General features: G+C 73.3%; 22 protein-coding genes. 11 read left to right on the top strand and 11 right to left on the bottom strand.

Features of this window, described 5'->3' with window-relative positions; translation table 11 throughout:
- Positions 1-34: 34 nt before the first annotated feature.
- Genes EDF24_RS03135 through hemL form a run of 3 tightly spaced genes read left to right on the top strand, consistent with a single transcriptional unit; the run spans position 35 to position 3,218 of the window.
- On the top strand, positions 35-820 hold the full coding sequence (locus EDF24_RS03135) for a uroporphyrinogen-III synthase (protein WP_260233363.1): 786 nt from the start codon (positions 35-37) through the stop codon (positions 818-820).
- Positions 817-1,872, top strand: coding sequence for a porphobilinogen synthase (gene hemB, locus EDF24_RS03140; protein ID WP_260233341.1), 1,056 nt, complete (start codon positions 817-819; stop codon positions 1,870-1,872). The genes EDF24_RS03135 and hemB overlap by 4 nt, the downstream gene beginning before the upstream one ends.
- Positions 1,869-3,218: a glutamate-1-semialdehyde 2,1-aminomutase gene (hemL, locus tag EDF24_RS03145; RefSeq protein ID WP_123701071.1), complete on the top strand. Its 1,350-nt coding sequence runs from the start codon at positions 1,869-1,871 to the stop codon at positions 3,216-3,218. The genes hemB and hemL overlap by 4 nt, the downstream gene beginning before the upstream one ends.
- Before the next feature lie 100 nt (positions 3,219-3,318).
- Here the strand turns inward: hemL and EDF24_RS03150 are convergent, their stop codons facing one another.
- The 5 genes from EDF24_RS03150 to EDF24_RS03170 form a co-directional block, all read right to left on the bottom strand.
- The gene (locus tag EDF24_RS03150; RefSeq protein ID WP_123655131.1) at positions 3,319-4,104 is read right to left on the bottom strand and encodes an ABC transporter ATP-binding protein; all 786 of its coding nucleotides are present in this window, start codon (positions 4,102-4,104) and stop codon (positions 3,319-3,321) included.
- Positions 4,101-5,456: an FCD domain-containing protein gene (locus EDF24_RS03155; RefSeq protein WP_123701072.1), complete on the bottom strand. Its 1,356-nt coding sequence runs from the start codon at positions 5,454-5,456 to the stop codon at positions 4,101-4,103. The genes EDF24_RS03150 and EDF24_RS03155 overlap by 4 nt, the downstream gene beginning before the upstream one ends.
- Before the next feature lie 2 nt (positions 5,457-5,458).
- Positions 5,459-6,127, bottom strand: coding sequence for a GntR family transcriptional regulator (locus EDF24_RS03160; protein ID WP_123655133.1), 669 nt, complete (start codon positions 6,125-6,127; stop codon positions 5,459-5,461).
- Positions 6,128-6,215: 88 nt separating this feature from the next.
- Positions 6,216-7,193 carry an acryloyl-CoA reductase gene (locus EDF24_RS03165; protein WP_123655134.1) on the bottom strand — a complete coding sequence of 326 codons (978 nt, stop codon included), beginning with the start codon at positions 7,191-7,193 and terminating at the stop codon, positions 6,216-6,218.
- 70 nt (positions 7,194-7,263) lie between these two features.
- Complete coding sequence (locus tag EDF24_RS03170; protein WP_123655135.1) at positions 7,264-8,292, bottom strand: 6-phosphofructokinase; 1,029 nt, start codon at positions 8,290-8,292, stop codon at positions 7,264-7,266.
- 74 nt (positions 8,293-8,366) lie between these two features.
- Between EDF24_RS03170 and EDF24_RS03175 the strand changes: the two genes are divergently transcribed.
- Entirely contained in the window at positions 8,367-9,317 is a 951-nt protein-coding gene (locus EDF24_RS03175) for a DNA-3-methyladenine glycosylase (RefSeq protein ID WP_123701073.1), read from the top strand.
- Between the two features lie 5 nt (positions 9,318-9,322).
- Here the strand turns inward: EDF24_RS03175 and EDF24_RS03180 are convergent, their stop codons facing one another.
- Positions 9,323-9,910: a hypothetical protein gene (locus tag EDF24_RS03180; protein WP_123701074.1), complete on the bottom strand. Its 588-nt coding sequence runs from the start codon at positions 9,908-9,910 to the stop codon at positions 9,323-9,325.
- 140 nt (positions 9,911-10,050) lie between these two features.
- Between EDF24_RS03180 and EDF24_RS03185 the strand changes: the two genes are divergently transcribed.
- The 3 genes from EDF24_RS03185 to EDF24_RS03195 are packed head-to-tail and all read left to right on the top strand — an operon-like array spanning position 10,051 to position 11,977.
- Entirely contained in the window at positions 10,051-10,734 is a 684-nt protein-coding gene (locus EDF24_RS03185; protein ID WP_123655138.1) for a YceI family protein, read from the top strand.
- Entirely contained in the window at positions 10,731-11,246 is a 516-nt protein-coding gene (locus tag EDF24_RS03190; RefSeq protein ID WP_123655139.1) for a sigma-70 family RNA polymerase sigma factor, read from the top strand. Before EDF24_RS03185 ends, EDF24_RS03190 begins: the two co-directional genes overlap by 4 nt.
- Positions 11,243-11,977, top strand: a complete 735-nt coding sequence (locus EDF24_RS03195; RefSeq protein WP_123655140.1) for an anti-sigma factor — start codon at positions 11,243-11,245, stop codon at positions 11,975-11,977. Before EDF24_RS03190 ends, EDF24_RS03195 begins: the two co-directional genes overlap by 4 nt.
- A 31-nt stretch (positions 11,978-12,008) precedes the next feature.
- On the opposite strand, the gene EDF24_RS03200 is transcribed toward EDF24_RS03195, so the two are convergent.
- Positions 12,009-13,430: an amidohydrolase family protein gene (locus tag EDF24_RS03200; RefSeq protein WP_123701431.1), complete on the bottom strand. Its 1,422-nt coding sequence runs from the start codon at positions 13,428-13,430 to the stop codon at positions 12,009-12,011.
- A gap of 68 nt (positions 13,431-13,498) precedes the next feature.
- Between EDF24_RS03200 and EDF24_RS03205 the strand changes: the two genes are divergently transcribed.
- Both EDF24_RS03205 and EDF24_RS03210 read left to right on the top strand, forming a co-directional pair.
- Positions 13,499-14,257: an IclR family transcriptional regulator gene (locus tag EDF24_RS03205; RefSeq protein WP_221180749.1), complete on the top strand. Its 759-nt coding sequence runs from the start codon at positions 13,499-13,501 to the stop codon at positions 14,255-14,257.
- A gap of 65 nt (positions 14,258-14,322) precedes the next feature.
- Complete coding sequence (locus tag EDF24_RS03210) at positions 14,323-15,279, top strand: amidohydrolase family protein (RefSeq protein ID WP_123701075.1); 957 nt, start codon at positions 14,323-14,325, stop codon at positions 15,277-15,279.
- A gap of 3 nt (positions 15,280-15,282) precedes the next feature.
- On the opposite strand, the gene EDF24_RS03215 is transcribed toward EDF24_RS03210, so the two are convergent.
- Entirely contained in the window at positions 15,283-15,750 is a 468-nt protein-coding gene (locus EDF24_RS03215) for a MarR family winged helix-turn-helix transcriptional regulator (RefSeq protein WP_165931347.1), read from the bottom strand.
- A 115-nt stretch (positions 15,751-15,865) separates the two neighbouring features.
- On the opposite strand from EDF24_RS03215, the gene EDF24_RS03220 reads away from it, so the two are divergent.
- Positions 15,866-19,423: a bifunctional proline dehydrogenase/L-glutamate gamma-semialdehyde dehydrogenase gene (locus tag EDF24_RS03220; protein ID WP_123655144.1), complete on the top strand. Its 3,558-nt coding sequence runs from the start codon at positions 15,866-15,868 to the stop codon at positions 19,421-19,423.
- A 7-nt stretch (positions 19,424-19,430) separates the two neighbouring features.
- Positions 19,431-20,156 carry a tyrosine-protein phosphatase gene (locus tag EDF24_RS03225; protein WP_123701076.1) on the top strand — a complete coding sequence of 242 codons (726 nt, stop codon included), beginning with the start codon at positions 19,431-19,433 and terminating at the stop codon, positions 20,154-20,156.
- Here EDF24_RS03225 and EDF24_RS03230 read toward each other — a convergent pair.
- The 3 genes from EDF24_RS03230 to EDF24_RS03240 all read right to left on the bottom strand — a co-directional run bounded on the left by EDF24_RS03230 (position 20,149) and on the right by EDF24_RS03240 (position 21,827).
- The gene (locus EDF24_RS03230) at positions 20,149-20,784 is read right to left on the bottom strand and encodes a hypothetical protein (protein WP_123701077.1); all 636 of its coding nucleotides are present in this window, start codon (positions 20,782-20,784) and stop codon (positions 20,149-20,151) included. The genes EDF24_RS03225 and EDF24_RS03230 overlap by 8 nt on opposite strands.
- 32 nt (positions 20,785-20,816) lie before the next feature.
- Entirely contained in the window at positions 20,817-21,014 is a 198-nt protein-coding gene (locus EDF24_RS03235) for a hypothetical protein (protein WP_123655146.1), read from the bottom strand.
- 252 nt (positions 21,015-21,266) lie between these two features.
- Positions 21,267-21,827 carry a dihydrofolate reductase family protein gene (locus tag EDF24_RS03240; protein ID WP_123701078.1) on the bottom strand — a complete coding sequence of 187 codons (561 nt, stop codon included), beginning with the start codon at positions 21,825-21,827 and terminating at the stop codon, positions 21,267-21,269.
- Positions 21,828-21,847: the final 20 nt, after the last annotated feature.

A 21,847-nucleotide genomic window follows, 5' to 3' on the forward strand; every position in this document is an offset into this window, starting at 1 on the left:
CCCCGTCACGGACACGCACCGGCCCGTCGTCGTCATCCCCCGCGGTGGCGACTGGGGGGAGCGTGTCGCCGCGGCCGCACGGGAACGCGGACTGGACCCGAGGATCGTGCCGCTGATCGCGACGCAGCCCCCGGCCGATCCGGTCCCGCTCGACCGTGCGGTCGCGCGGTTGGTCGCCGCCACCCCGGACGGGAGGCCCCGCTCGCGTCCCGACGTCGGCGCAGCCGGGCGCACGGCCGGGTACACGTGGTTGGTGGCGACCAGTGCGACCGCCGTCACGGTGGTCGCCGGACGCGTGGCGAGCCTCCCGTCCGCTCTTCGGGTCGCCGTGGTCGGTGAGCCGACCGCACGTGCCGCGCGTGCTGCGGGCTGGGCTGTCGACCTGGTCCCCGACCAGGCGTCGGCGGCAGCGCTCGTCGACGCCATGCCGGACACCGACGGCACCGTCCTGTTCCCCCGCGCGGACATCGCGGCGCCGACCCTGGCGACCGGCCTGCGTGCCCGGGGCATCGACGTGGACGACGTGGTCGCGTACCGTACGGTCGGGACCGGTGACGAGCCGGTCTCCCTCGACACGGTGCCCGCCGCGGTGCTCGTGACGAGCGGCAGCGTCGCCCGGGAGATCGCCCGTCGGATGACCCCGCTCGACCCCGGCACCCTCGTGGCGTGCATCGGCCCCGGCACCGCGTCGGAGGCCCGTGCCGCCGGCCTGGCCGTGCACGTCGTCGCCCCGTCCCGCTCCGCAGAGGCACTCCTCGACGCCGTCGTCGACACCCTGAACCCGAACCGAACCGCCCCCGAACAGGAAGGCACCCCGTGACCGGCCGCTTCCCCCAGGTCCGCCCCCGCCGACTCCGAGCCACCCCCGCGATGCGACGGCTGGTGGCCGAGACCCGGCTGCACCCCGCCGAGCTCGTGCTGCCGATGTTCATCCGCGAGGGTGCGACCGAGGCCGTCCCGATCTCGAGCATGCCGGGCGTCGAGCAGCACTCGCTCAACTCGTTCCGTCGCGCGCTCGTGTCCGCGGCCGAAGCAGGGGTCGGCGGCGTGAACCTCTTCGGCGTCCCCGAGACGAAGGACGCGACCGGATCCGGCGCCACCGACCCGGACGGCATCCTCAACGTCGCGATCCGCGTCGCGAAGGACGAGGTCGGCGACGCCCTCGTCGTGCAGTCCGACCTGTGCCTCGACGAGTTCACCGACCACGGGCACTGCGGGGTGCTCGCCGCCGACGGCTCCGTCGACAACGACGCGACGCTGCTGCGCTACCGGGACATGGCCGTCGCGCAGGCCGAGGCGGGCACCGAGCTCGTGTGCATGAGCGGGATGATGGACGGCCAGATCGCCGCCGCCCGTGATGCGCTCGACACGGCCGGTCACTCCGGCACGGCACTGCTCGCCTACGCGGCGAAGTACGCCTCCGCGTTCTACGGCCCCTTCCGTGAAGCCGTCTCCTCCTCGCTCGTCGGGGACCGCCGGACCTACCAGATCGACGCAGCGAACGGACGCCAGGGCCTCCGCGAGGTCGCGCTCGACGTGGACGAGGGCGCGGACATCGTGATGGTGAAGCCGGCGATGAGCTACCTCGACGTCCTCGCCGAGACCGCCGCCACGTCGCCCGTTCCGGTCTGGGCCTACCAGATCTCCGGCGAGTACGCGATGATCACCGCGGCCGCGCAGAACGGGTGGATCGACCGGGACGCCGCCGCGATGGAGTCGCTCGTCGGCATCAAGCGCGCCGGGGCCGACGCGATCCTGACCTACTTCGCGACCGAGATCGCGCGGAAGCTCAACGACGAGGCCGGACTCCGGACCTCCGGCAGCACGGCGGGCGTCGCCGGCATCGCCTCGACCGGGAAGGCCCCCGAATGACCACCGCAGCATCGACCACGACGAACGGCCAGCTCTTCAGCCGGGCCAAGAACAGCATCCCGGGCGGCGTGAACTCGCCGGTCCGCGCCTACGGCTCGGTCGGCGGGACCCCGCGCTTCCTGGTGTCCGCGAAGGGCGCGTACGTCACCGACGCCGAGGGTCGTGAGTACGTGGACATGGTCGCGTCGTGGGGGCCCGCGATCCTCGGGCACGCGCACCCGGCGACGGTGCAGGCCGTGCAGGACGCCGCCGCCCGTGGACTGTCGTTCGGGGCGTCCACCCCGGGCGAGACCGAGCTCGCCGAACTCGTGAAGCAGCGCGTCTCGGTCGACGGCGACGGTCCGATCGAGAAGATCCGGATGGTGTCGACCGGCACCGAGGCGACGATGACGGCGATCCGCCTGGCCCGCGGGTACACCGGCCGGGACCTCCTCGTGAAGTTCGCCGGGCACTACCACGGGCACTCCGACTCGCTCCTCGCCGAGGCCGGGTCGGGCGTCGCGACGCTGGCGATGCCGGGCAGTGCGGGCATCACGGCCGAGACCGCCGCGCAGACCCTCGTCCTGCCGTACAACGACCTCGACGCGGTCCGCCGCGCCTTCGACGAGCACTCGGAGCGCATCGCCGGCGTCATCGTCGAGGCGGCCGCGGCGAACATGGGCGTCCTGGCGCCGGACCGCGGGTTCAACCGGGCGCTCGCGCAGATCGTCCAGTCGCACGGCGCGCTGCTCATCGTGGACGAGGTCCTCACCGGGTTCCGCGTCGGGTCCGCCGGGTGGTGGGGGCTCGAGGCGTCGAAGGTCGTCCCGGACGGCGCCGGGTGGAAGCCCGACCTCATCACGTTCGGCAAGGTCATCGGCGGCGGCATGCCCCTCGCCGCACTCGGTGGTCGGCGCGAGGTGATGGACTTCCTGGCGCCGCTCGGCCCCGTGTACCAGGCGGGCACCCTCTCCGGGAACCCGCTCGCGGTCGCTGCCGGGATCGCCACGCTCCGCGCCGCGACGCCCGCCGTGTACGAGTCGCTCAACCGGACCGCGTCCGTGATCTCCACGGCGACGAGCGAGGCGCTGTCGGCCGAGGGCGTCGCGCACACCGTGCAGCGCGCCGGGAACCTGTTCTCGTTCGCGTTCACCGAGCGTGCCCCGAAGAACTACGACGACGTCCGCGCGCAGGACACCTGGCGGTACGCGCCGTTCTTCCACAGCATGCTCGACGCCGGGGTCACGCTGCCGCCGAGCGTCTTCGAGGCGTGGTTCGTCACGGCCGCCCACGACGACCGTGCCGTGGACCGGGTGCTCGGCGCGCTGCCGGCCGCCGCGAAGGCCGCAGCGGCCGCCACTGCGTAGCCGCTGGTCGGCCGCCGGTCGGCCCGGCGAGTGCGCAGTCGTTGTCGTCCGAGTGGCCCTCTGGCCGCCACTGCTGCGCACTCGATCGGGAAGGGGGCCGCTACGCCGCCCGGCGTGCGTGCCAGCGGCCCTCGTTCCGCGCGATGGCGAGCGGGAAGTCGAAGGCGTGCGAGACCGCGGACGACGTGATGACCTCGTCCGCGGTGCCCTGCGCGACCGCGGCTCCGTCACGGAGCAGCATCGCGTGCGACGTCGAGGCGGGCAGGTCCTCGAGGTGGTGCGTCACCATCACACTGCCGAGGTCGGGGTGACGGTGCCGCAGGGCGTCGACGGTCTCGAGGAGGTGCTCCCGCGCCGCGACGTCGAGCCCGGTCGCCGGCTCGTCGAGGAGCAGCAGCTGCGGCTCCGACATCAGCGCCCGGGCGATGAGGGCACGTCCACGCTCGCCCTGGGAGAGCACCGGCCACCGGGAGTCCCGGCGGGCGGCGAGCCCGACGGCGGCGATGTGCTCCTCGGCCCGGGCGACCTCGGCCGCGGTCGGTTCCCACCGCATCATCAGGTCCGTCGTCCCGGTGAGCCCGGTCAGCACCGTCTCGAGCACGGTCAGCGGGGAGAGCATCCGGTGGCGCGGGTCGACGTGCCCGATGTGCTCCCGGAGTTCCCGCACGTCGACGCGGCCGAGCCGGCGCCCGAGGACCTCGACGGTACCGGCGGTCGGGTGCCCGGTGGCGCCGAGCACGGCGAGCAGCGTCGACTTGCCCGCACCGTTCGGGCCGAGGAGCGCCCAGTGCTCCCCGCGGCGGACGGTCAGGTCGATGTCGTGCAGCAGGTCACGGCCGGACCGGGTCACACGGACGCCGGAGGCCTGGATGAGGACGTCGTTCACGACTCCATGCTGCCGTACCGCGTGCGGACGTCGACGACGTGGGCGTCGAAGTGGGCTGCGAGCGCGTGGCAGGCGTCCGAGGCGATGTCGGGGTCGCGGGACGTCACGGCCTCCTCGAGGAGCTGGAGGAAGTCCTCGACCGCCCACTGCCGGAAGGGCGGCGGCTCGGGGAGGATGTAGGCCAGCCGGGCGATGACCACGGTCGTGGTCTGGCGCATCGCCCGGTTCGGGCTGCGGAGGGCGAAGAAGCGGTTCAGCTCGAGCAGCGTGGTCGTGTACGCGTAGTCGCGCACGCGGGCCTCGCGGCGGGCTCGGGCGATCAGCGCGGTGAGCTCGTCGACGTCGCCGTCGGTGAGCACCGGGATGCTGCTCCTCGCGCACATCTCCTGCAGCCCGAGCAGCAGGCTGATCGTCTCGGCCCAGTCGTCGACGGTCGGCGTGCTGACGAGCACGCTGCCCTCGCGGTCCGGACCGGCCTCGACGAGGCCCATCACCTCGAGGCGGCGGATCATCGGCAGCAGGCGCTGCAGGGGCACCCGGAACCGTGCGGTGAGCGCTCGCAGCGGGTACTCCTGGCCACGGACGAGGGACTCGTCGCGGATCGACCCCAGCAGCTCGAACCAGTCGGCGTCCGGGCGCCAGTCCGCCCAGTACAGGTCGTCGGAGGCGTGCCCGGCCGTCTGGCGGAGGTCGGTGCCGAGCACTGCGGCGCTCGACGTCAGGTAGCGCTCCCACAGCCGGGCGAACACGTGCGCCGCACGCTCGGCACTGCCGGTGTCGCGGAGCCGGAGGGCCTGCAGCGACGACGCGAGCCACGCCTCGTCGTCGGGGTCCTGCCACGGCGGCCGGGTGGCGAGCCCGTAGCGCATCTGCTGCATCGTGCGGACGAGGAGCCGGGCGGTGAAACCCTCCGGCGTGCGCTCCGCCCAGAAGTCGATCGTGGCGAGCACCGTCGTGTCGAGTTCGTCGCCGCGTTCCGCCGCGGCGCGACGTGCGGCCGCGACGAGCTCCTCGTACCGCCTGACGTCGTCGTCCGTGGCGACGGGCACGAGCGCGCGCATCGACACCTCGACGAGGCCGACGAGCAGCCGGGTCCCCTCCGCCCAGGCGACGGGGTCCAGCCGGGTGAACCGGACGACGTCCCCCGGTGTCACGTGTGCGAGTCCGATGTCGGCGAGCCGCTGCAGGGCACCGCCGAGGACGGCCGGACGCACGTCGAACCGCTCGCACAGCGCCAGGACGTCGTACGGGGTGTCGTCCCGGAGCGTCCCGTCCCGGACGCCTGCGAGCACCAGCGCGAACGCGTCGTCGAACACGGGACGTCGGTCCCGGTTCGACGACGTGTCGGCCATCGTCAGCCGCGCGCGGCGCGGACCGTCTCGATGTGCTGCTCGAAGTTGCGGGTCAGGGCACGGCCGGCCTCGGCCGCCGTCTCGCCGTCGCGGTCGGAGAGCGCCTCGCGGAGGATCGAGAAGAACGCCTCGGACTCGTACTGCTCGAACGGCGGGGTCGGGTTCAGCGTGAACCGGACGCGTTCCAGGGCACCGGTCGCGGCGACCTGCACGAGCGGGTTGCCGGAGTGCGCGATGGCGAACTCGATGATGTCGGTGAGCGCGCCGCTGAACCCGTAGTCGCGGACCTTGCGGAGGCCGTCGGCACGGTCGAGGAGCTTCTCGAGCTGCTGGGCGTCGGCATCGCTGTACTCGGGGACGCCCCAGCGCAGGCTGAGCTCGAAGAACCCGGTCATCGCGCGGGTGGCGGTGACCCAGTCGTCGATCGTCGGGGTCGCGACGCGGGTGTACCGGTTCGCCTCCATCTCGACGAGACCGATGTCGACGAGCTTCGCGATCGCCTCACGGATCGGGGTGCGACTGACACCGAGCCACTGCACGAGCTCGTCGTCGTTGAGGCGCTCGCCGTGCTGGAGCGTGCCGTCGCGGAGTGCTGCGAGCATCTTGTCGTAGACCACGTCGCGCAGGAGCTTCCGCGGCGAGTTCTCGACGGTGGACTTGGGTACCGGCATCCGGGGCTCCTCACGAGTCGTGCGTTTGGTACTCCAAACCTAGCGTGTCAATATGCAAGCGCTTGTGAAACAACAGTATTGTGGAACGTCAGCGCGAGGTGTCGACGATCGTCCGGCCGTGCACCCGCCCCGCGACGATCTCAGGCCCGAGGGTGACCGCCTCCTCGAGACCGACGGTCCGGGTGATCGGCGCGAGCAGGGCCGGGTCGAGCTCGGCGGCGAGCACCTCCCACGCCTCCCGGCGCAGCGCCGCCGGAGCGTCCACGGAGTTGATGCCGAGCAGTGACACCCCGCGGAGGATGAACGGCAGCACGGTCGTGTGCAGCTGCACGTCCTGCGCGAGACCGCACGCGGTGACCGCGCCGCCCCAGCGCGTCGAGGCGAGCAGGTTCGCCAGGGTCGCCCCGCCGACACTGTCGACCGCGCCGGCCAGGGTCGCCTTCTGCATCGGCTTGCCCCGCTCCGCCAGGGTCGCCCGGTCCACGACGTCGGACGCGCCGAGTGCCCGGAGCGCCTCGCCGTTCGCCGGACGACCGGTGGACGCGGTCACCCGGTACCCGCGTCCGGCGAGCAGCGGGATCGCGACGGACCCCACCCCGCCGGAGGACCCGGTCACCAGGACCGTGCCGTCCCCGGGAGCCACGAACCGGGCGAGCGCGAGGACACTCAGCGCGGCGGTGAACCCCGCGGTCCCGATCGCCGCGGCGAAGTCCTCGTGCACCGACTCGGGCAACACGACCAGGGACGCCGACGGCACGACCGCCTGGGTCGCCCACCCGCCGTGCCGCGTCTCGCCGGCACCGGCGCCGTTCAGGACGACCCGGTCGCCGATCGCGACGTCGTGCACGCCCGGTCCGAGCGCCGCGACGGTGCCGACGACGTCGATGCCGGGGACCAGCGGGTCGACCCGCGCGACACCGGGGTCACCGGCGAGCGCGAGGCCGTCCTTGTAGTTCAGGCTCGAGTACGCGACGTCGACCAGCGCCTCGCCCTCACCGGGATCCGGGACGTCGACGTCGGAGAGGGCGGGGGCGGTGGTGCTGGACACGAGGACGGCGCGGGTCATGTGCCGGACGCTACCCCGAGCCTCCGGACCGGGTCAGACGCGACCGGTCTCGTGACGTCGACCAGCGCGCTCAGCCGAACAGGATCGCGGCCTCGTCGAAGCGCGACTGCGGCACCGTCTTCAGCTCACCGAGCGCATCGGCGAACGACACGTGCACGATCTCGGTCCCGCGGAGCGCGACCATCCGACCCCACCGTTCCTCGACCACGGAGTCGATCGCGGCCAGGCCCAGCCGCGTCGAGAGCACCCGGTCGTACGCCGTCGGCGTGCCACCGCGCTGGATGTGTCCCAGCGTGGTCGCCCGCGTCTCGATGCCCGTCATCTCCTCGATGAGCGGAGCGAGGCGCTCGCCGATCCCGCCGAGCCGCGGGCGGCCGAACGCGTCGAGTCCGCGCTCCGAGTGCGCGTTGTCCTCGTGGTCGGGGACGAAGCCCTCGGCCACGACGACCAGGGGTGCGCGTCCGCGGTCGTAGGCGGACTGCACCCACGCGGCGATCTGCTCCATGCTCGTCTTCTGCTCCGGGATGAGGATCGCGTGCGCGCCGGCGGCCATGCCGGACTGCAGGGCGATCCAGCCGACGTGCCGGCCCATCACCTCCGCGACCATGCAGCGGGAGTGCGACTCACCGGTGGTCCGGAGGCGGTCCATCGCCTCGGTCGCGATCTCGACGGCGGTGTCGAAGCCGAACGTGTAGTCGGTGGCGCCGAGGTCGTTGTCCACGGTCTTCGGGACGCCGACGATCTTCAGTCCGGCATCGGTCAGCCGCTTCGCCGCCGCGAGGGTCCCCTCGCCGCCGATCGCGATGATCGCGTCGATGCCGTGTCGCTCGAGGACGCGCTGGATGTTCTCCACGCCGCCCTTCTCACCCTCGAACGGGTTGGTGCGGCTCGTGCCGAGGATCGTGCCGCCCTGCTTCGCGATGCCCTGGATGTCCTTGCGACCCAGGGGCACGATGTCGCCCTCGACGACGCCGCGCCAGCCGTCACGGAACCCGACGAACTCGTACCCGTGGATCGCGATGCCCTTGAGGACCGCAGCCCGGATGACCGCGTTGAGTCCGGGGCAGTCGCCGCCGGAGGTGAGGATGCCGATGCGCATGGGATGACTTCCGTTGTCGGGTGGTGGGTCGGGTCCCATCTTGGCCGACGGTGGTGTCGCTTACCATCCCTCTCATGCACCAGGTCCGTCTCGAGTCGCCGCCGACCGGTGGCGCACGTCTCGACACGGTCTACCGCCCTGGAGGCCCGGTGCACGTGGCCGCGACGCTGCGGCCCCTGCAGCGCGGCTCCGGCGACCCGGCCTTCCGGGTGGTCGGGTCCGACGTGTGGCTCGCGCTCCGGACGCCCCAGGGGCCGGCGTCGGTCGTGGTCCGGCCCGCCGGGGACACGATCGCGATCTCCGCGTGGGGTGACGGCGCAGCGTGGGCGATCGAGCACGGACCGGACCTGGTCGGCCGCGGCGACGACTGGTCCGACCTCGACGTCTCTGCACACGCGTTCCTGGCGGACGCCCGGCACCGGCAGCCCGGGCTCCGGCTGTGCCGGACGAACACCGTCGTCGCGATGCTCGTGCCGGCGATCATGGAGCAGAAGGTCACCTCACGGCAGGCGTGGGGCGCGTGGCGGTACCTCCTCCGTCGCTTCGGGACACCGGCCCCCGGTCCGGCGCCGGTCGGCATGATCGTGCCGCCGTCCGCCGACGAGTGGGCGCGGATCCCGAGCTGGGAGTGGCACCGGGCCGGCATCGAACCGGGGCGCTCCGCCACGGTGATGCGGGCCGTGAAGGTCGCGCCGGCGCTCGAGCGGACCCTCGCACTCGGTCGCGGTGGAACCGTCGTCGCCGCCCGGCTGCAGTCGATCCCCGGCATCGGGGTGTGGACCGCCGCCGAGACGACGCAGCGGTCCCACGGCGACCCGGACTCGCCGAGCGTCGGGGACTTCCACGTGCCGGCGCTCGTCGGGTGGGCGCTGACCGGCGGCCCGGTGGACGACGACGGCATGCTCGAGCTCCTCGAGCCCTTCCGCGGGCACCGGCACCGGGTCGTCCGGCTGATCGGCGGCAGCGGCTTCCGGAAGCCCGCGTTCGGTCCCCGCATGACGATCCAGGACCACCGCCGCCACTGACGCGGCTACCGCTGCTCGGAGCCGTCGGGGTTCACCACGTACCAGACCCCGCCGACGCCCTGCCCGGTGACGTCGCCCGGCTTCGTGTCCTCGGCGTACGTGTAGAGCGGGCGGCCGTCGACCGTGACCTGCAGCTTCCCGTCCGCGCCGGTGATCGTGCCGACCGCGCCCGTGACGCCGGTGACGGCGGGCTTCGCCGAGTCGGACTCGATCGGCGGCCAGGCCGCTGCGCACCCGCCCGTGCAGGTGCTCTTGCCCGAGCCCTTGACGTCCTGGTCGTAGAAGTAGGCGGTCATGCCCTTCCCGTCGACGACGATCGTCCCGAGCGAGGTGGCGGCCGTGGCGATGCCGTCGTCGGCCCCGTGACCGCCGGTGCCGCCGCCCTTGTCGTCCGTGCCGTACGCCCCGCCGGCTGACGAGGACGGGGACGCGGACGACGACGATGACGACGATGACGACGCAGTGGACGCCGACGTCGGGCCGGCGTCTCCGGACGACGCCGAGGACCCGGCGGAGCACCCTGCGAGCGCCAGCGCGGCGAACGCGACGCCGACTGCCAGCAGGCCGGCACGGGTGGAACGTGTGGTGCGCATGGGGTGACCCCTGTCCTGCGGAGCCGCGCCGGGCCTCCCGGCATGGACGGATCCACTCATCGGTGACACGGCGGGACGGGCCGGATCGTTCGATCTCGCTCCGGATCGAACGATCCGCCGGTCTGTCTCGTTGACCGGGTATGCGGAGACGAACGAAGGTCCTCATCGGCATCGCCTCGGGCGTCGTCGTCCTCGGTGCCGCCGGTGTCATCGGCGGCCCCGTCCTCTACGCGAACGTGGTGAACGGCGCGGCCGACGCCGCACCGACCCTCGCCCCGACCGGCGGGGCCACCCTGGACCCCGCCCAGGCGGACGGCGACTGGACGTCGTCCGCCGACTCCTTCGCCGGGTACCGGGTGCACGAGGTGCTCCGGGGCCAGGATGTGACCGTGACCGGTCGGACGAAGGACGTCGAAGCGCGTGCCACCGTCGCCGGCGGATCGCTCACCGGGGCGACCGTGACGGTGCGGGTGGCATCGATCTCGACGCCCGAGTCGGCCCGCGACGAGTACTTCCGGTCCGAGGCGCTGCAGACCGACCGCTTCCCGACTGCGACGTTCCGCGTGACCGACCCGGTCGACGTGCGCGCGGCGCTCGCCGGGACGGACCGCGACGTCACCCTCCGCGGCGACCTGACCATGCACGGCGTCACGAAGGCGGTGTCCGCGGACGCCCAGCTCGGCGTGGACGGTTCCGGGCACGTCGAGGTCGCCGGGTCGGTCCCGGTCACCTTCGCGGACTACGGCGTCACGGCACCCGACCTCGGCTTCGTCACGGTCGACGGACACGGCGCCGTCGAGTTCTCGCTCGAGCTGGAACGGTGACCGTGGCAGCGCGACCGGCGGACGAACTGCTCGCGGCCCTGCACGCCGAACACGGGGACGCACTCTTCCGGTACGTGCGGCACCTCACCCCGGACCGTGCGCTCGCCGAGGACGTCGTGCAGGAGACCCTGGTGCGCGCGTGGCAGCGCCCGGCCGTGCTCGAGCGCGACTCGGACGGCGCTCGCGCGTGGCTCTTCACGGTCGCCAGGAACCTGGTCGTGGACGATGCCCGATCGGCACGGCACCGCCGCGAGTTCGGGTCCGACGACCCCGTCGACGAACCGCAGCCGGACCGGACCGACGCAGTCCTCGACGGCATCCTCGTGGCCGACGCACTCGCCGCGCTGTCGCCGGAACACCGCCGGGTCGTCGTCGACGCCTACTGGCTCGGCCACACCGTCCCGGAGATCGCCCGACGCCACGGCATCCCCGAGGGCACCGCGAAGTCCCGTCTGCACTACGGACTCCGCGCACTCCGACTCGCACTGCAGGAACGAGGGGTGACCCGATGACCGACGACCGCTACCGGGACTGGGACGCCGCGTACGTGCTCGGGTCGCTGCCGAACGACGAGCGACTGGAGTACGAGCGGCACCTCGAGACGTGCGCCGCGTGCCGCGCCGCCGTCGCGGAGCTCGCGGGCGTGCCCGGACTCCTCGGCCGGCTGCCGGCCGAGGACGCGGTCGCGATCGCGGACCCGGACGGGAGGCCCGACCCGGCTCCCGAACGCACGCTCGCCTCGGTCGCGCACCGTGTCCAGGGCCGTCGGCGGCGTCGACGGGCGCTGGTCGCGGTCACCGCGGGGCTCGCCGTCGTCGCCGCGGTCCTCGGCGGGGTCGCGGTCGGTGGCGCACGGGTCGAACCCGCGGCACCGACGGCATCGGCGCTCGCCGGCGGTGCGTCTCCGGCTCCTGCCGGAGGTGCGTCGGAGCGCTACGCGATGACCTCGGGTTCAGCGACCGGGCTCCGCGTGGACCTCGACGTCACCGGGAAGGCGTGGGGGACCCGGTTCGACTGGGGCTGCACGTACGGCGGCCGCGACTGGGGGAGCGACAGCGCGGTGATGTACGACCTGGTCGTGGTGCGGAAGGACGGCACCGACGAGACCGTGGCGTCCTGGACGGCTTCGGGGCGCGAGGCTGCGGGGCTCGCGGCGGCGACGGACGTGCCGCTGCACTCGATCGCGTCGGTCGAGGTGCGCCTGCACGACGACCCGCGCGCGCTGGCGTCGGTGGCGCTCTGACGGCGCCGGGTGGCCGCCGGTCGATCGGTGGCTACCGGAGCGACCGAGCGGCCGCGATCCGGTCCTTCACGGCGTCGAGCTCGGCGCGCGGACGCCACCGGCCGGCGCGGACGACCCCGACGACGTCGTGCAGCGCGTCGACGCTCGCGAGCGGATCGGCGCCGAGCACCACGAGGTCGGCCTGCTTGCCCTCGGCGACGGACCCCTGACGGTCGGTGGTCCCGAGGAAGCGTGCGGGGCCCAGTGTGGTCGACCGGAGGACGGTGAGGGGTGCGAGCCCGGCGGCTGCCATCTCGTCGAACTCCTGGTGCAGGGCGTGGCCCGCGACGACCCATCCGCCGCCGCACGCGTCCGTGCCGGCGAGGAGTGGCACCCCGGCCTCCTCGAAGAGCTTCGTGAGCCGGAGCTGGAGGGCGTAGTTCCGCCGGTACGTGGCGCGTGCACCGGCGTCGACCTCCGCGAACCGCGCGTTCGACCCGCGCCAGGTCCTCAGCGTGCCTGCGTCGACGTACCGGAGAGCCGGGTCCTCGGTGTGCACCGGGTCGTCGGCGAGCTGCTGCGTGCGGACCCGGATGAGGGTCGGGCACTGCCAGGTCTCGTGCGCCACGAACTCGGCGGCCACGTCGAACGCTCGCTGCTCGTCGAACGTGGCGTCGGCGCGGGCCAGGACGTCGACGTCCGTCGCGGTGTTGGCCGTCACGGGGTTCACGACGAGTCGGCGGATCACCTTCGCCATCACGCGGGCCATGCCGGGCAGGCGGAGCTTCGGCACCCGGATCGACTTCGCGCCCGCGGCCGCCTCGGCGAGGATCGCGGACTCGTCCGTCGACGTCGCCGCGGTGATCCCGACGCCGGGGCCGAGGTGCTCGATGCACCGCATGCCGCGCCGGGACGCCTCGCGGACGTCGATGCCGTTCGGCAGGTGACCGGCGACGGGGATGCCGACGCGGGCGGCCTCGTCGAGGACGGCGAGCAGCACCGCCGGGGTCACCGACGCGACCTTCAGGAAGTCGGCGCCGAGGGCGTGCTGCTCCCGCACGGTCGCGAGGGCGGCCTCGACGGTCCCGGCGTTCACCGGGGTGAGCAGGTCGCCGGGCATCGCGACCAGGGCCGGTCCGTCGGCGGGCAGGCCGAGGTCGCCCGTGGCGCGGGCGGCCAGCAGCGCCGGTGAACCGCTCATCTGCCGGAACCCCGTGATGCCGTACGCGCCCATGAGCTCGAGCGCGTCGGATGCGCCCGAGAGCCCGAGCGGATGGGCGTGCATGTCGACGTACCCGGGGACGACGAAGTGGCCGGCAGCGTCGACGACCTCGGCGTCGCCCGGTGGTGTCGTGCCGGTCGGGGTGATCGTCGCGATGCGGCCGTCGACCACGAGGACGTCGACCCCGGGCACGAGGGCACCGGCCTCGACGTCGACGACGGTGGTGGCGCGGAGCAGGAGCGGTGTCGGCATGGCCAGCACGCTACGGAGCCGGCACTGCGCCGGGACGAGGAGTTCCACTGGGTGGAAGGATGGCGTGCGTGACGGGCGCAGGGAGCCGGACCGGGATGGTGGAGCGGGCCTTCGCGGTGCTCGGGGCGTTCGACGACCGGCACCGGGTCCTCACCCTCACCGAGCTCGGCCGCCGGTCCGGACTGCCGGTGAACACGACGCTGCGCATCGTGCGCGACCTGGTCGGCACCGGAGCCCTGGAGCGCCGCGCGGACGGGACGTACGTGGTCGGGCTCCGGCTCTTCGAGATCGCGGCGCTCGCCCCGCGGAGCCAGGGCCTCCGTGCCCTCGCGATGCCCTCCCTCGAGGACCTGCACGCGGTCACCGAGGAGCACGTGCTCCTCACCGTGCGCGAGGACGACGAGGCCGTCCTCGTCGAACGGCTCTCCGCCCGGGGCGCCGGACGCGTGCGGTACCGGGTCGGCGGCCGGATGCCCCTGGACCGGACCGGTGGCGGGCTGGTGCTGCTCGCCCACGCCCCCACGGGCCTCCAGGACGCGGTGATCGCGACCACGGACGGATCCGGACTGCTCGGGCCGGGCAGTGACCTCCGTCGTCAACTGGCGGCGATCCGGCGGGAACACGTGCTCGTCGCTGCGGAGCAGACCGCGACCGACGGCGCGCTGCCGATGGGCACGGTCGCCGCCCCGGTCGTGGGACCCGGTGACGTCGTCGTGGCGGCCGTCTCCGTCGTGCTGCCGGCGGACCCCGCCGCTGCGAGGGCTCTCGTCCCCGCCGTCCGCACCACGGTCAGGGCGATCTCCCGCGCGCTCGTCGCCCGCCGCTGACCTCCGGCTTCCACCCAGTGGAAGCCGCCCGATCCGGCACGGCCGACGGTCGTAGCGTCCAGCACATGCCAGCAACACTCACCGACGTCCACGCCCACTTCCTGACCGACGACTACGTCGCCGCGGCCCGCGCCGCGGGCATCGAGCACCCGGACGGCATGCCCGGGTGGCCAGGGTTCGACCTCGACGACCAGGTCGCAGCCATGGACCGCCGCGGCATCGAGCGCGCGGTCCTGTCGGTCTCCTCACCCGGGGTGCACCTCGTCGCGGGCGACGACGCGGGTGCGCTCGCACTGGCCGAGCACGTCAACGACGCCGCGACGGGGATGGTGCGCACGCACCCGGAGCGTCTCGCGTTCCTGGCCGCGGTGCCGCTGCCGGACGTCGACGCCGCGGTCCGTGAGCTCCGTCGCGCGATGGACGCCGGTGCCCTGGGCGCGATCGTGGAGTCGAACGCACACGGCCGGTACCTCGGTGACCCGGCGTTCGAACCCCTCTGGGCGGAGCTCGACCGCCGTCGCGGGATCCTCTTCGTCCACCCCACGTCGCCGCCCGCCTGGGAGCAGACCTCGCTCGGGCTGCCGCGGCCGATGCTCGAGTTCATGGTCGACTCGACCCGGACGGTCATCGACCTGCTCGTCGCGGGGGTCGTCGCACGCCACCCGGGCATGCGCGTCGTCGTCCCGCACTCGGGCGCGACCCTGGGCGTCCTCGCCGACCGTGTCTCGGCGTTCCTGCCGATGCTCGTCGGAGCGGACGTCGGTGCTGCCTGGGACGCCCAGCTCCAGGAGCTGTGGTTCGACACCGCCGGCACACCGTTCCCGCGGGCGATCCCGGCCCTGACCGGCCTCGTCGGCACCGACCGCGTCCTCTACGGCAGCGACTCGTGCTGGACGCCGCCGGCCGGCGTCGACGCGCAGCTCGCCGCGATCGACGGGGCGCCAGCGCCCGAGGGTGCGACGTCGTGGCGGGCGCTGACCGCGGCGAACGCCGAGCGGCTCCTCGCCGGCCCTGCCGCCTGACGGTCAGTCGTGGACGGGCTCGCCCGGGCCGATCGCGGCCTGCAGCCGGGCGCTGACCGAGCGGAGCGTGCCCGCGTCGTCGGCCACCGGTTCCCAGAACAGGTGCTCGAGCGCAGCGGTGTGCGCGCGGATGCCGGCGAGCACCGCACGGCGACCGTCCGGGGTCATCACCACCCAGCTCCCACGGCCGTCGGTCGGGCAGTCCGCCCGTTCGACGAGCCCGCGCGAGACCATGCGCGTGACCTGGTGGCTGACACGGGACTTCTCCCAGCCGATGCCCGCCGCGACGTCACGGACCCGCAGCCGGTGGTCGGGCTCGCGGTGCAGCCCGATCAGGATCTCGAACTCCGGGATCGAGATGCCGGCGCCCTGCTGCACGGCGTGGTCGAGCGCCCGGTCGAGGCGCCGCCAGACGTCGTGGTACGCGTCCCACGTGGCCCAGTCATGGCCTGCCCCACCCTGCTTCGACATCCCACCAGCGTATCCATCGGGGACACACTCGGCCGGGTGCTGACACATTGCTGACTCTTGGGCGGCGCCCGGCGTGCTCCGAGGTCAGGTCGGTGGCGCGGCATACGATCGGACCATGCCGAGCGCCCGCATCCAGGACTGCACCGACGACGCCGTCGCCCTCGTGCGACGGTGGCTGGCGGCATCCGCGGACGTCAAGCCCGACGCCGGCGCGGCCCGGCTCGCCGGGGTCCTCCGCGACGAGCAGGGCCTCGACTTCACGCTCGGGTTCGTGGACCGGGTCATCCGGCCCGAAGACCCCAGGGTCGCGGCGCGCAACCTCGAGAAGGTCAGCCAGGACGTCCCCGACGCCCTGGCCTGGTACCTCCGGGGAGCGGTGTCCTTCGGCGGCGGGTTCGCCACGATGGCGCCGTGGGCCGTCATCCCCACCGCACGCCGGATCCTCCGCCGGATGACCGGACACCTGGTGATCGACGCCAGCCCGTCGAAGCTCGGTCCGGCGCTCGCGAAGGTCGGCGGCGACGGCACACGGCTCAACGTGAACCTGCTCGGCGAAGCGGTGCTCGGCAGCGGGGAGAGCGACCGCCGACTCAAGGGAACCATGGACCTCCTCGCCCGGGACGACGTCGACTACGTCTCGATCAAGGTCAGCGCCGTCGTGCCGCAGATGTCGATGTGGGCCTTCGACCAGACCGTCGAGCGCGTCGTCGACCGGCTCGTCCCGCTCTACCGACTCGCAGCGTCGAGCCCGACACCGAAGTTCATCAACCTCGACATGGAGGAGTACCGCGACCTCGACGTCACGCTCGCGGTGTTCCAGGAGCTGCTGGGCCGCGACGAGTTCCTCGGCCTGCACGCCGGCATCGTGCTGCAGGCGTACCTGCCCGACGCCGCAGGGGCGCTCGAGTCCCTGACGTCGTGGGCCACCGCACGCCGGGCCCGGGGCGGTGCGCCGGTGAAGGTGCGGCTCGTGAAGGGCGCGAACCTCGCCATGGAGCGCGTCGAGTCGATCGTCCACGACTGGCCGCTCGCCACGTGGGGCAGCAAGCGCGAGACCGACACCGCCTACCTCCGGATGCTCGACGCCGCGCTGACGCCGGAGCGCACCGATGCCGTGCGGATCGGGGTCGCGGGGCACAACCTCTTCGACCTCGCGACCGCGTGGGTGCTCGCCCAGCGCCGCGGGGTCACCGACGCCGTCGACGTCGAGATGCTCCTCGGGATGGCCGCGACCCACGCCGACGCCGTGCGCGCCGACGTCGGGCAGATCCTGCTCTACACACCCGTCGTGCAGCCGGACGAGTTCGACTCCGCGATCGCCTACCTGGCCCGCCGCCTGCAGGAGAACGCCAGCCCGGAGAACTTCATGTCGGCCGCGTTCGACATCGACCACGACGAGTCCGCCTTCGAGCGTGAACACCAGCGGTGGCTCGCATCCGTCGCGGCACTCGGCGACCCGGTGCGCCCGACGAACCGCACGCAGGACCGCCGACTGTCCCCCGGTGACCCGATCCCGCGCGACGCCTTCCGGAACGCGCCGGACACCGACCCCGCGATCCCCGCGAACCGCGAGTGGGCCGCCGACGTCCTCCGCCGGGTTCCCCGCTCGCAGCTCGGCGCGCAGACGATCCGCGGTGCGCGGGTCCTCGACCGCACCAAGCTCGAACGGATCGTCCGCAGCACCGCCCAGGCCGGCGTGAACTGGGGCCGCCAGGACCCGGTCGACCGCGCCGAGCTCCTCGAACTGATCGGCCACGAGCTCGAGACCCGACGCGCCGACCTCGTCGAGGTGATGGCCGCCGAGACGGGCAAGACCATCACGGAAGCCGACGCCGAGGTGAGCGAGGCGATCGACTCCGCCCACTACTACGCGGACCGGGCCAGGCACCTCGCGGACATCACCGGTGCCACCTACGTCCCGCCCCGCCTGACCGTGGTCGTGCCGCCGTGGAACTTCCCGGTCGCGATCCCGGCCGGCGGGGTGCTGGCCGCGCTCGCCGCCGGCAGTGGCGTGCTGTTGAAGCCCGCACCGGAAGCCAAGCGCTGCGGTGCCGTGCTGGCGGACATCCTCTGGGACGCCGGGGTCCCGCACTCGCTGCTGCAGCTCATCGACCTCGAAGAAGACGTGCTCGGCCGCCAGCTCATCGCGCACCCCGCCGTCGACCGGATCATCCTCACCGGGGCGGCGGAGACGGCCCGGTCGTTCACGTGGTGGCGTGCCGGACTGCCGTTGACCGCCGAGACCAGCGGCAAGAACGCCATCGTCGTGACGCCGTCGGCCGACATCGACCTCGCCGTGCAGGACATCGTGCAGTCCGCGTTCGGGCACGCCGGGCAGAAGTGCTCCGCCGCGTCGCTCGTGGTCCTCGTCGGTTCCGTGGCGGAGAGCGAGCGCTTCCGCCGGCAACTCGTCGATGCGACCCGCACCCTGCGCGTGGCGTGGCCGGACGACCCCACGGCGCAGATGGGTCCGCTCATCGCCGAGCCCACGGGCAAGCTCCGCAAGGGCCTCACCGAGCTCGGGCCGGGGGAGTCGTGGCTCGTGCAGCCCGTCCCGCTCGACGACTCCGGACGGCTCTGGTCGCCGGGCATCCGCGACGGCGTCCGTCCGGGCAGCGACTTCCACCAGACCGAGTACTTCGGTCCGGTGCTCGGCATCATGCACGCGGAGACCCTCGACGACGCCATCGCGATCCAGAACGGCACCGACTTCGGCCTGACCGCCGGCATCCACTCCCTCGACGTGGACGAGGTCGCCGACTGGCTCCACCAGGTCCAGGCCGGCAACCTCTACGTCAACCGCGGCATCACCGGGGCGATCGTCGGGCGGCAGCCGTTCGGCGGGTGGAAGCGCTCCTCGGTGGGCACCGGCACGAAGGCCGGCGGCCCGATGTACGTCGCGACCCTCGGCCGCTGGGAGCCGACACCGCGCAAGGTGCACAAGAGCATCCAGCTGCACGGGCTGTCCCCGCGGGTCACCGCCGTGATCGAAGCGGCACGCAGCGGACTCACGTTCGAGGAGTTCGACCAGGTCCGCGCCGGCGCCACGAGCGACGTGCAGGCCCGCGAGACCCAGTACGGCGTCTCGCACGACCCGTCCGCGCTCGTCGTGCAGCGGAACGTGCTGCGCTACCGTCCGCAGTCGGTCATCGTGCGCCAGGCCGAGGGAGCACCGAGCGGTGACCTCGTGCGCTCGCTCGTCGCCGCGACCGCGGCACGGGCGCACGTCCTGCTGAGCACGGCACGTCCGTTGCCCGGGCCCCTCACCCAGCTCTTCGCGTCGAGCCGTTCCCCGCTCGACGTCGTCGACCACGTCGTGGAGTCCGACGAGGAGTTCCACCGTCGCGCCGCGTCGGGTGCGGTGTTCCAGGACGACTGGTCGAACCCGTCCGACGAACCGCAGGACGCGATCGAGGTCGTGCTCTCCCAGGGCCAGGAGCGTCCGAAGCACACGGCGTTCGGCGGTCCCGGTGCCCGCATCCGGCTGATCGGCGGTGACCACCTCGCGCTCGAGGAAGCGCTCGGTGCCAGCGTCGACGTCGCGGTGTTCGCCGCGCCCGTGGTCGAAGGCGGCCTCATCGAGATGCTGCCGTTCATCCGCGAGCAGTCGGTGTCGATCACGGCCCACCGCTTCGGGGACCTCGACGCCGACTTCACGGACCTGCGCGTCTGACCCGGCGATGCACGACGACCGCACCCTCGTCGCCGACGGGCTCCTGAACGCCCGCGACCTCGGCGGGCTCAGGACCCGCGACGGTGGGACCACACCGCGGGGCCGCTTCTTCCGCTCGGAGTCCGTCGACCGCCTGACCGACGACGGCTGGGACGCGCTCCGCGCGGCGGGCATCCGCACGGTGGTCGACCTGCGCACCCCGTCCGAACGGGCGCGGGACACCGGCACCCGGCCGGCCTGGGTGACGACGGTCCCCGTGGACCACGACGACCTCGACGACCAGGCGTTCTGGGTGGACTTCTGGGACAACGGGCTCGTGGGCACGCCGCTGTACTACCGCGACCACCTCGCGCGGAAGCCGGAGCGGACGGTCGAGGTGCTCCGTGCCCTTGCCGGTGCCGAGCCCGGCGGTGTGCTGTTCCACTGCGCCGGCGGACGGGATCGCACCGGGATCGTCGCGCTGGTGCTGCTGTCGATCGCTGACGTCGACCCGGACGAGGTCGTCGCCGACTACCTCCGCACGGTCGCCGTGTCCGATGCGATGTACGCGGCGATCGGCGTCGAGGGGCAGGAAGCACGCATCGAGGAGCTCTGCGCCGAGCACGGCACGACCGTCGCCGACGCGTTCCGCGCCGTCGTCGCGGGATTCGACGTCGACGGTTTCGTCGCGCGGTCCGGGCTCACCCCGGCCGAACTGGAGGCCCTGCGCACGTTCCGGACGCCGCTCACCTGACCCGGTCGGCGGCACGGCGCAGCACCGCGACCAGGCCGGCCGGGTCGGGCCGGTAGCCGGGATCGACCTCCGCACGCCACCGGCCGTACAGCTCGTACGCGCGGAGCGCCACGGTCGGGTCGAGCACGCCCGCGGTGAGCGCGGCAACCTCCGCGGCACGAGCGTCGTACGGCGTCGGCATGCGGTGGTGGACGGTCCCCGCTGCCAGGTCCGCCCGCACCATCGACTGGACCAGGGCCTCCCGTCCGATGCCCAGGACCAGGTGGAGGCCGATGAGCAGGTTCCCGCGGCCGAGCCGGGTCGCGGCGAGCACCGCGTCGAACCGGACGTCGACATCGGAAGGTGGTTCGGGGAGGAGTACCGACGGTCCGTCGACCGTCAGGTCCACCCGGCGCCCGTCCCGCGTGACGAGTCGGAGCTGCTGCCCGGACTCGGATTCCTGCCATGCCCAGAGCTGCGCGCCGAGCACCCGCTCGACGTCGAGCGGTTCGTGCGTGACCACCCGCACGTCGAGGTCGCTCCACGGGTCGAGGGCGTCAGCGCCCGTGACCGACCCGTACGGCTCCACGGCGCCGGTCGGCAGCGCGGTCCGCAGCTGCGCGAGGGTCTCGTGCTGCCAGTCGCCCATGCCCTCAGCCTGCCATCCGGGTGGGCGGGAGGTCAGTCCTCGGCGTCGCCCTCGTCCTCGGGCTCCACGCCCGTCTCGTCCATGCGGTCGCGGAGGTGGTCCGCCATCGACGCCGCGCCCTCGTCGCCGTGGTCGTGGTTCACCTGCTCGATGAGGCCGGACAGCTTGTCGTGGTTCGTCGCGTCGGTGGCGCCGTCCATGACGGGCTCGGTCTGCTCGTTGTCGCTCATGTTCCGGACGCTACGCGGCCGTCCCGGGGGAGCCGCGCACGTCGTACCCCGAAGTGGGGGGAAAGAACTGTCTGTCCCCCTTTGTGCGGACCCGCTAGGCTCCATGACAACGAGCCACACCCGATCGGTGGAACCCCTGACCACCGCAGGCTCGCACAGGGCATCGACGCTCCGGCCCTCGAGCGTCCCCTGCGCTCGGGCCGGAGCGCGGTGGCCCGATCCACACGCGCCGACGTGCTCTCGATCCGGCGCTCAGGCGTTCCGGTCGATCGCGTCGACCGCGTCGCCCGCCCGGTAGTGCAGCTCCACGGCGCCGCCGCGGAACGGGGTCGTCCCGACGAGCTCGAACACCGACGTCGGCGCAGCGACGGGGAGGAGCGGTGCCCCCGTTCCGAGCGCGAGCGGCATCACCGTGACGCGGAGCTCGTCGAGGAGCCCGGCTTCCTGGTACTGCGCCGCGAGCAGCCCGCCGCCCATCACCCAGACCCCGCGCGCCCCGGCGGAACGCTCGATCACGGCCTGGTGGTCGGTGACCGGGCCGGACACGAACCGGACGTCCGCACCGACCGGAGCGGTGAGGGCTCGCGAGGTGAACACCCACGTCGGCAGGTCCGGGTAGGGCCAGGTGCCCTCGTGCGTGGTCAACCACGCGAAGGTGCTCGACCCCATCACGATCGCCCCGACCCCGGCGAAGAAGTGGTCGTGGTGCTCCTGGAACGGCTCGAACCCGAACTGCAGCAGCCAGTCGAGGTCGTCACCGGGCGCAGCGACGAAGCCGTCCAACGAGGACGCGACGGAGTAGGTCGTGGTCATGCCCGGACGGTACCGAGCCC

This window comes from Curtobacterium sp. PhB130 (assembly GCF_003755165.1).
Taxonomy (GTDB): domain Bacteria; phylum Actinomycetota; class Actinomycetes; order Actinomycetales; family Microbacteriaceae; genus Curtobacterium.